Source organism: Salipaludibacillus sp. CF4.18 (assembly GCF_051262595.1).
GTDB lineage: Bacteria > Bacillota > Bacilli > Bacillales > Salisediminibacteriaceae > Salipaludibacillus > Salipaludibacillus neizhouensis.
In genome coordinates this window covers 61,531-70,006 of the sequence record NZ_JBIMEV010000022.1, presented here as the reverse complement: position 1 = coordinate 70,006, position 8,476 = coordinate 61,531, and the positions used below count along the sequence as shown (strand labels likewise).

Below are 8,476 nucleotides of genomic sequence, written 5' to 3'. Positions count from 1 at the left end.
GAATTAGCCTTTTTTTCTAATGATCAATAGAATGCTAATGGTCATTGATTAGTGTGAGTAAGTTCACGTATAATGAAGACATTGATTTTATTTTTGAATGAATAAGGGAAACGAGGTCATAACCATGGGTAACACAAAAAAATTGATTTTTTTTGATATTGACGGGACGTTATTAGATCATAACAAAGAGTTACCTGCTTCTACAGAGAAAGCGATCAATGATCTTCATGCAGCAGGACATTACATAGCTATTGCAACGGGTAGGGCACCTTTCATGTTTCCGGAGTTGCGCGAAAAACTGGGCATACATACTTTTATTAGCTTCAACGGACAATATGTGAAAGTAGGAGATGAAGAGATTTTAACGAATCCATTAAATGATACGGAACTTATTCGTTTAACTGAAGCAGCAGTGAATAATGATCACCCTCTAGTATATATGGACCATCTTGATATGAAAGCTAATATACCATATCATGCTAGAATTGAAGAGAGTATCAGTCTTTCATTGAAATTTAAACATCCGGCTTACGATCCCAGTTATTTAAATGGCCGAGATATTTACCAGGCGTTGTTATTTAACACAGCGGAAGAAATGCGTCCATATAAAGAAAGTTTTCAGAAGTTTGACTTTGTGCGCTGGCACGAATTTTCTACAGATGTCGTGCCTAAGGGCGGCTCTAAGGCAAAGGGAATTGAAGCTGTGATGAATCACCTTGGATTTGCTAAAGAGGATGTGTATGCATTTGGAGACGGTCCAAATGATATTGAAATGCTTGACTACGTTGTAAATAGTGTTGCGATGGGTAACGCCGGTGACGCGTTGAAGAAACAGGCTTCGTATGTAACGAAAGACGTTGATGACGATGGTATATTACACGGATTAAAACATTTTGGATTGTTATAGAATAAAAGAAGTAGCTTTATTATTACCTAAGTAACTCGTTATGTTTATGGTTAGAGGTTATGAGCGGTATAGCTGAATATATAAGCGAGAAGCACGGAGGAATGAGCAAGCTGATCTACAAAATGAGCGTGTTTACGTTAGAAATGCGCATTGCAACTTTGAAAAAGTTCACTTTTGCTTTATAATAGGAAAGTGAGCTTTTATAAGAAGAGAACGGCTTTGCCGTTTTTCTTAATTGACTCTGTAGCTCAGCAGGATAGAGCAGCCGCCTCCTAAGCGGCAGGTCGGAGGTTCAAATCCTCTCAGGGTCACCACTACATATATTTAACCCCCTCTAACCTAGGGGTTTTTCTTTTAAAATGGTATTACAGTTTTAGTCAAGTTTACCTATTTAGGCTATATTCTTACGTTTGTATTTGAAATTATTAGAGGGTTTGAATAACTTCAATAGGGAATAGTATAATAATAGAAAAAGGCAAACTATTTTAAAGAATAGGACGCAAAGCTTAGGGTCTAAGGTTTAATAAACTACGATCGCCTGGTTACCAATATAACGAAGTATTTAATATTAAAATTATTGGCTATTCTCCATTGAGAATAGCTATTTCTGTTTTATGGAAGAGAGTCGTTAATATAAAGAAAGTCTGATAAGTTATTAAAAACTTGGGGGTAAAGACGTGTCTTCTAAACAAAGGATATTAAATCAAGTCTCTACATATGAGTTAGCATTTGAGAATTCAAAAGATGCAATTGTTATTGCGGATGCTTTTGGAACAATCATTCATACTAATTCTACCCATCATAAATGTTTTGGTATTCCCAATGATCGAGATCTTTCTCCTATGGAATGGTCGAGCTATTTCGATATATATTATGATGATAGTATTAAACCGATTCCATTAGAAGAAACCCCGTTATTTCGGATAATCGATGGTGATCAAGTAAATGATCTTGAAATTGCCGTCAAAACGAAAAACGATGAAAAAAGAAATTACATCATGAATGGAAATCAAATTTTATCAGAGGATAACGCAGTCATTGGAGCAGTTCTCATAGCTTATGACATTACAGAAAGAAAGCGTTCTGAATTAAAATTAAAAGAAAGTGAATCAAATTATCAAAACATTGTAAAAATGTCCTCAGAAGCGATCGTTATTCACCGAAATAATGAAATTTTATTTGTTAATGATGCTGCAATAAAAATAATAGAAGCTAATAACCAAAAGGATCTTCTCGGTAAATCAATTTTTGATTATCTTATTCCTCATCATCATGAGACGGCTCTTAAAAGAACAAATATTCCGTTAGAGGGAAAGACAGAGGAAGCAACTCAATATAAAGTAACAACGTTAAAGGGTAATACAGTAGATTTAGAGGTTACATTAAAAGAGATCCAATTTAGGGGACAATCGGCTCTTTTATCAATGGGCAAAGATATCACTCAGGAGAAATTAATGACGGAAAACCTGGAGGAAAGTGAAGAACGATATCGTTCTTTGTTTATGAATCATTCGGAGGCCATTTTTACTTTGGACTTAGATGGTAATTTCTATAATGTTAATCCTGCTTGTGAAAAACTATCAGGATATAAATATGAAGAGCTTATTCAACAATCCTTTATACCATTACTCAAAAAAGAACATTTAGAAAAGGTTTTATACCATTTCACTCAATCGTTGCAGGCAACACCACAAAATTATGAATGTTCGATTGTAAATAAACAAGGGGAAGAAATTGATTTAGTGATAACCAATATCCCAATCATTGTTAAAGGAGTAATACAAGGAATATATGGGATATGTAAAGACATTACAGTACAAAAAAGCATGCAAGAAAAGATTGAACATATGGCTTTTCATGATGATTTAACTGGCTTGCCAAATCGAAATTTCCTAAATGAACAGCTAAAAAATACAGTAGTAAACCCGGAATCGGAGCAAAACTTAGCCGTTATTTTTTTAGACCTAGACCGGTTTAAATTTATTAATGATACATTAGGGCATGGAATTGGTGACCAACTATTAATTCAAGTTGCTAAACGAATTAAAGCTATTGTTCGTGGCAAGGACACCGTTGCGAGATTGAGTGGCGACGAGTATGTTATCTTATTAGATAACCCGGATGAAGATGATGCCAATCAAACCGCAGAGAGACTTCTTCAATCCTTTAATGAACCATTTATGATTGATCAACAAGAGGTTTACTCGACTTGCAGTATCGGAATTAGTTCAAGCATAGGAGAAGAGGACGTCAAGAGTCTTCTTGAAAATGCTGACTTAGCGATGTATGCAGCAAAACAACGAGGTCGAAATAATTATCAGGTTTTCACACAAGATATGAATAAGTTGGTTGAACGTAAATTAAAGATTGAGACGAGCTTAAGAAGCGGACTTATAAATAACGAATTTCAGCTTTATTATCAACCACAGAATGATTTAAACACGACTGAAATAATTGGTGCAGAAGTATTGTTACGATGGGAACACCCGAAACTAGGTTTTATCCCTCCGGACGAATTTATTCCAATAGCAGAAGAAACAGGGTTAATAGTTCCTCTTGGCGACTGGGTACTTCAAGAAACATGCAGCCAACTTAGAAAATGGTTGGACGCTGGTCTTCCTCCTATCAGAATTGCTGTTAATATATCATCCGTACAATTAGTTGGAAGTAAACTACCGGAAAAAATACAACAAGTACTACAAGCGAATAATATTGATCCGAAACTTTTATGTGTAGAAATGACAGAGAGTGTGATGCAAAATAAAAGTGAGACACTCCCCATTTTGAAACAGCTAAAAGAATTAGGTGTTTTCATCTCCATAGATGATTTTGGGACAGGTTTCTCTTCACTGAACTATTTGAAAGATCTACCGATCGATGAACTAAAGATAGATAAATCTTTTCTCCAAGATATATTGAAGGACCCTAAAGAAAAAGCGATTGTTAAAAGTATCATTGATTTAGGAAATAATTTGGCGCTGCATGTAATCGTTGAAGGGATAGAAAATGAGGATCAAGTAAAATTACTAAAAGAACTTAATTGCGTTATTGGACAAGGATACTACTTCAATAAGCCTTTACCGAAAGAGGAATTTGAAGCTGCGGTTTTAAAAAGTAATGTTTGCAAGTTTACCTCAAAATAGGAAATAAGAAATAAGAAAAGTTTTCAGCTTTAGAATTACTTTTATTTTTTCCATACTAAAAAGAAGCATTGGAATCGCGGTAATGATTCAATGCTTCTTTTTTAGCTTAAAATGTATTATTTTTGTACTTGATTTGTAGCTGTTGCTTTTTCTACTGTCACGCCATGCGCATCAATCTCAAGTAATTCGATGCGATGCTGCTGATAGTGGCTGCGCAATTGGAGTTTAATTTCGCGGCCATTACCCTTTGGTATGAAAAAGAGTACGATAGGACCTGCTCCGCTAAGTGTAGCGCCGTAAACAGGAAGTTCTTCAGCTAGCTGATTTGCTTTTTCCCATTCAGGAATGGAAGGCATACGGTAAGGAAGGTGGAAAAGATCTTTTCCCATCATTTTGCCTGCCAGTGCCCAATTACCTTGTAATATGGCTGCGACAAGCACATTACTGACGCCGCTTGCTTCAACGGCCTTTTTATAAGAGAAATCCTCTGGCAGAGAGCCACGAGATTCTTTCGTACTTAATTCATATTCAGGTATCACGGCAACAAGATCGATGTCAGGTACGCCAGCTAAGACAATATTAGTTTCGTCTTCTCGATGGCTACCAATAATCATTCCTCCGTATATGGACGGACCAACATTATCAGGGTGTCCTTCTTCGAGACTTGCGAAGCGTGCCTTTTCATCGGATGTGAGTTCTAAATCCAACAATTGGTTTGCAAGCTCAATTCCAGCAACAATCGCGGTGGCACTGCTTCCAAATCCTCGTGCCAGCGGAATGTCACTCTCCATTTCTACTTGAACGGCCGGTAATTCTTTATCGTATTCGCTGGCAATTTTGGCAGCGATTTTATAGACCAGATTATCTTCACCAGAAGGAATACCTTCAAGGTTTTCGGAAACGGTGTGAAAAAACCACTCGTCACTTTTTTTTATACGTAGAGTTAAATATCGATTCAACGCCATTCCCACCGAGTCAAAACCAGGGCCTAGATTTGCTGTACTGGCTGGGACTTTGATGGAAAACAGCTCGTTAAAGTCGGCTGTCATCGTTTTACACGTCCTAACATATGGTCAATTACGACGGATTCTTCATTAGGTAAAGCAGTAGGCTGAACGAGAGAAGAGTCAATAGCGTAATTCGGATCTTTCAGTCCATTTCCTGTTAGAACAGCAACAATACGTGATCCTTTCTTGATTTCTCCTGAATCTAATTGCTTTTTAATTCCGGCAATAGAGGCGCAAGAAGCGGGTTCAGCAAAAACACCTTCTTCACGGGCAAGTAGTTTATAGGCTTCAAGAATTTCACCGTCTGTTACGAAATCAATTTTACCTGATGATTCCTCTGAGGCACGTACAGCTTGTGTCCAGCTGGCAGGATTACCAATGCGGATGGCAGTTGCAGCAGTCTCAGGGTTATCAATGATTCTATTCTGCACAATTGCTGCAGAGCCTTCAGCTTCGAAACCTCTCATTTGTGGTAGGCCAGTTCCTTTTGCTTTGTGATATTCGTTGAATCCCTTCCAATAAGCGGTGATGTTACCGGCATTTCCCACAGGAATCGCTAGCACATCAGGTGCAGCGCCTAATGCATCACAGATTTCAAAAGCTGCTGTTTTTTGACCTTCAATGCGATAAGGATTCACGGAATTTACTAGTGCAATAGGCGACTGCTTCTCAAGGTTACGAACCATTTGCAGAGCATTATCGAAGTTACCGGCGATACTGTAGATCTCAGCACCGTAAACAACAGCCTGGGCAAGTTTCCCCATGGCAATTTTGCCCTCAGGTATAACAACGAGGCATCTCATCTTCGCTTGTGCGGCGTATGCGGCGGCAGCAGCGGAAGTATTCCCGGTAGAAGCGCACATAATTGCTTCACTGCCAGCTTCTTTAGCTTTTGCTACGGCCATTACCATTCCACGGTCCTTAAAGGAACCAGTTGGATTAGCCCCATCATATTTCACGTGAAGTTCAATCCCCCATTTTTCAGAAAGATGTTTCAATGGAAGAAGGGGAGTATTCCCTTCTTGCAAGGAAAGCATGGGTGTATTTTCGTTAACGGGTAAATAAGCTTTGTATTCTTCTAACAAACCTCGCCACATTATTTTCGGTCCCCTTCCACACGGTAGCTGCTTTTCACTTCCACAACAACATCCGCATCGGCTAATTTTTCTAATACTAAATCATAGTTTTTCTTTGAAACAGCGTGAGTAACAACAATAATCTCTGCAAGTTTACCTTGATTTAATGGAAGCTGCAGGATTTTCTCTAAACTTACTTCGTTCTCATGGAACAAGTGTGTAAGTGAAGCGAATGTACCTGAAATATCTTTTGCATGAATACGTAAAAAGTATTTTGCATGAATATCATCGGGGTCTTTCAGCTTCTTTTCAAATTGAGGAAGGATCACACTGTTTCCATTCACTCCGAGACGGTTATTTTTCAAAACAGCAACTAAATCTGATACTACGGCAGTGGCTGTTGGTAATTTACCGGCCCCTGGTCCGTAAAACATCGTTTCTCCAACTGCATCTCCATATACATATACAGCATTGTATTCATCGTCAACAGATGCAAGAGGGTGCTCATGAGGAACGAGTGTTGGTTGAACACTTACTTCTACTTTATCATTAAAGCGATTGGCAATGCCAACGAGCTTCATTGTATAGCCAAGTTGTTCACAAAATGCAAGGTCTTCTCTTGTGACTTCTGTAATACCACGGATAGAAACGTCATCGAGGTCCAGATTCATTGAAAAGCCTAACGTACCTAAAATACTGATTTTTCTAGCCGCATCGATTCCTTCAACGTCTGCAGTTGGATCTGCTTCTGCATAGCCTAACGCTTGGGCTTCCTGGAGAGCTTCTTCGTATCCTCGGCCCTCTTTCGACATTTTTGTAAGAATATAATTCGTTGTACCATTTACAATTCCGATCATTTTACTGATTCTATCAGAGGCAAGTCCTTCTACTAATGTACGAAGAATAGGGATACCTCCAGCAACACTAGCTTCGTAGAATAGATCACACCCTTGTTTATTTGCAAGCTCGAGTAGCTCAGAGCCATGAATAGCCATGAGGTCTTTATTAGCTGTGATAACATTCTTATTATTCTCCAGTGCCTGACGGATGTACCTTCTTGCATCTTCAATTCCGCCCATCACTTCAATGACAGCAACGATCGATGGATCATTCAAAATATCATCTGCATTTAGGGTCAATTGATCGTCATCTATCGTGATCTCTCTTTCTTTATGGAGATTGCTAACGAGCACTATCTTAACCTTTATACTGCAACCTAACTGGTGCTGCAATTTATCCTGGTGATCTCGAATAATTTGAAGGACACCTGTACCAACTGTTCCAAATCCTAACAAGCCTATATTCATTTCCTGTGCCATGATCTATCAACTCCTGTGCTGTCTCTATTTAAAGTACATATGTGTTTGTATAAAGGACATTATAGAGGGGAAATGCCGAGAATACAACCGTTTTGACGAAAATAATAGTAGAAATGCTTTTGATTCAATCCTTCTAGAAAAACAGAAGCGTCATTATTAGTCGATTTAGACAAATGTCCTCCGTTAACAAGGAGTAATTAAAGCTATGGATTTTTCTCCTTCCTTATAATACTTGTCTCACCAAACGGTGGGGAGATAACCCTCACATTGAAAAATGAGCAGAACCATTTGATTGTGAGTGTCAGGGATTACGGATTAGGAATTCCTGATGAAGCATTGGAGAAACTATTTAATAAGTTTCAGAGAATTGATCAAAGTGACCGTAAAAAAATCGTTGGAACCGGATTGGGACTTGCTATCTCAAGAGAAATTGTCGAGAGGCATGAGGGAGAAATGTGGGTGGAATCCAAAGAAGGAGAAGGCTCGACATTCTACTTTAGCATTCCACTCGATTCGGATAATACGATAGATAAGGGTACAGTCATTAAAGGTTCACCAGAAGTTCCTTTGAAAAACGGGGAAACGGTGATGATTATTGAAGATGATACGAGTCTAGCCCTTTTACTATCGGAGGAGTTAAAAGCTAGTGGATTTCGAGTGCTTCATCATTATGATCCGAAAAATGCCTATACTGATATATTGAAGCAACCCCTGGCAGCGGTTGTAGTCGACCTAATGTTAGGAGACGATATGGATGGCTGGGAACTTATCAAACAACTAAAGGAAAACGAAGATACGGTGCAATTACCAATCATTATTTCCTCTGCCTTGGACAAGTCAGTTGAAAAGGTGGAAAGGTTCCAAGTGAATGAGTATCTGACAAAGCCATATCCACCTAAGGATCTTTCTAAAACACTGTTAAATTTTATCCAATCAAAAGAAGGCAAAGATGGAGAAATCTTATTTCCGGAAGAAGAGTAGAGCAACTCAGGAGTTAATATATAGGACTTTGACTTTTACTGAT

General features: G+C 38.4%; 6 protein-coding genes, 1 tRNA gene and 1 riboswitch. Of the genes, 4 read left to right on the top strand and 3 right to left on the bottom strand.

Annotated features, from left to right (window positions below):
* Window positions 1-124 precede the first annotated feature (124 nt).
* The 3 genes from ACHABW_RS14220 to ACHABW_RS14210 all read left to right on the top strand — a co-directional run bounded on the left by ACHABW_RS14220 (window position 125) and on the right by ACHABW_RS14210 (window position 4,050).
* Window positions 125-907, top strand: coding sequence for a Cof-type HAD-IIB family hydrolase (locus ACHABW_RS14220; protein WP_435755955.1), 783 nt, complete (start codon window positions 125-127; stop codon window positions 905-907).
* Window positions 908-1,144: 237 nt separating this feature from the next.
* Window positions 1,145-1,221, top strand: a tRNA-Arg gene (locus ACHABW_RS14215).
* 150 nt (window positions 1,222-1,371) lie between these two features.
* Window positions 1,372-1,457: riboswitch (cyclic di-GMP riboswitch) on the top strand.
* 127 nt (window positions 1,458-1,584) lie between these two features.
* Complete coding sequence (locus ACHABW_RS14210) at window positions 1,585-4,050, top strand: EAL domain-containing protein (protein ID WP_435755953.1); 2,466 nt, start codon at window positions 1,585-1,587, stop codon at window positions 4,048-4,050.
* A gap of 116 nt (window positions 4,051-4,166) precedes the next feature.
* Here the strand turns inward: ACHABW_RS14210 and thrB are convergent, their stop codons facing one another.
* The 3 genes from thrB to ACHABW_RS14195 are packed head-to-tail and all read right to left on the bottom strand — an operon-like array spanning window position 4,167 to window position 7,452.
* On the bottom strand, window positions 4,167-5,099 hold the full coding sequence (thrB, locus tag ACHABW_RS14205) for a homoserine kinase (RefSeq protein ID WP_435755951.1): 933 nt from the start codon (window positions 5,097-5,099) through the stop codon (window positions 4,167-4,169).
* Window positions 5,096-6,154, bottom strand: a complete 1,059-nt coding sequence (thrC, locus tag ACHABW_RS14200) for a threonine synthase (RefSeq protein WP_435755949.1) — start codon at window positions 6,152-6,154, stop codon at window positions 5,096-5,098. Before thrC ends, thrB begins: the two co-directional genes overlap by 4 nt.
* Window positions 6,154-7,452, bottom strand: a complete 1,299-nt coding sequence (locus tag ACHABW_RS14195; RefSeq protein ID WP_435755947.1) for a homoserine dehydrogenase — start codon at window positions 7,450-7,452, stop codon at window positions 6,154-6,156. The genes thrC and ACHABW_RS14195 overlap by 1 nt, the downstream gene beginning before the upstream one ends.
* Before the next feature lie 225 nt (window positions 7,453-7,677).
* Here ACHABW_RS14195 and ACHABW_RS14190 point away from each other — a divergent pair, with 225 nt between their 5' ends.
* A complete protein-coding gene (locus tag ACHABW_RS14190; RefSeq protein ID WP_435755970.1) occupies window positions 7,678-8,433 on the top strand; it encodes a hybrid sensor histidine kinase/response regulator in 756 nt (251 codons plus the stop codon).
* Window positions 8,434-8,476 lie beyond the last annotated feature (43 nt).

What these genes read in the sequence shown, in the direction of transcription:
- ACHABW_RS14195 (WP_435755947.1), bottom strand. Translation starts at nt 7,452, where the DNA reads ATGGCACAGGAAATGAATATAGGCTTGTTAGGATTTGGAACAGTTGGT.
- thrB (WP_435755951.1), bottom strand. Translation starts at nt 5,099, where the DNA reads ATGACAGCCGACTTTAACGAGCTGTTTTCCATCAAAGTCCCAGCCAGT.
- ACHABW_RS14220 (WP_435755955.1), top strand. Translation starts at nt 125, where the DNA reads ATGGGTAACACAAAAAAATTGATTTTTTTTGATATTGACGGGACGTTA.
- thrC (WP_435755949.1), bottom strand. Translation starts at nt 6,154, where the DNA reads ATGTGGCGAGGTTTGTTAGAAGAATACAAAGCTTATTTACCCGTTAAC.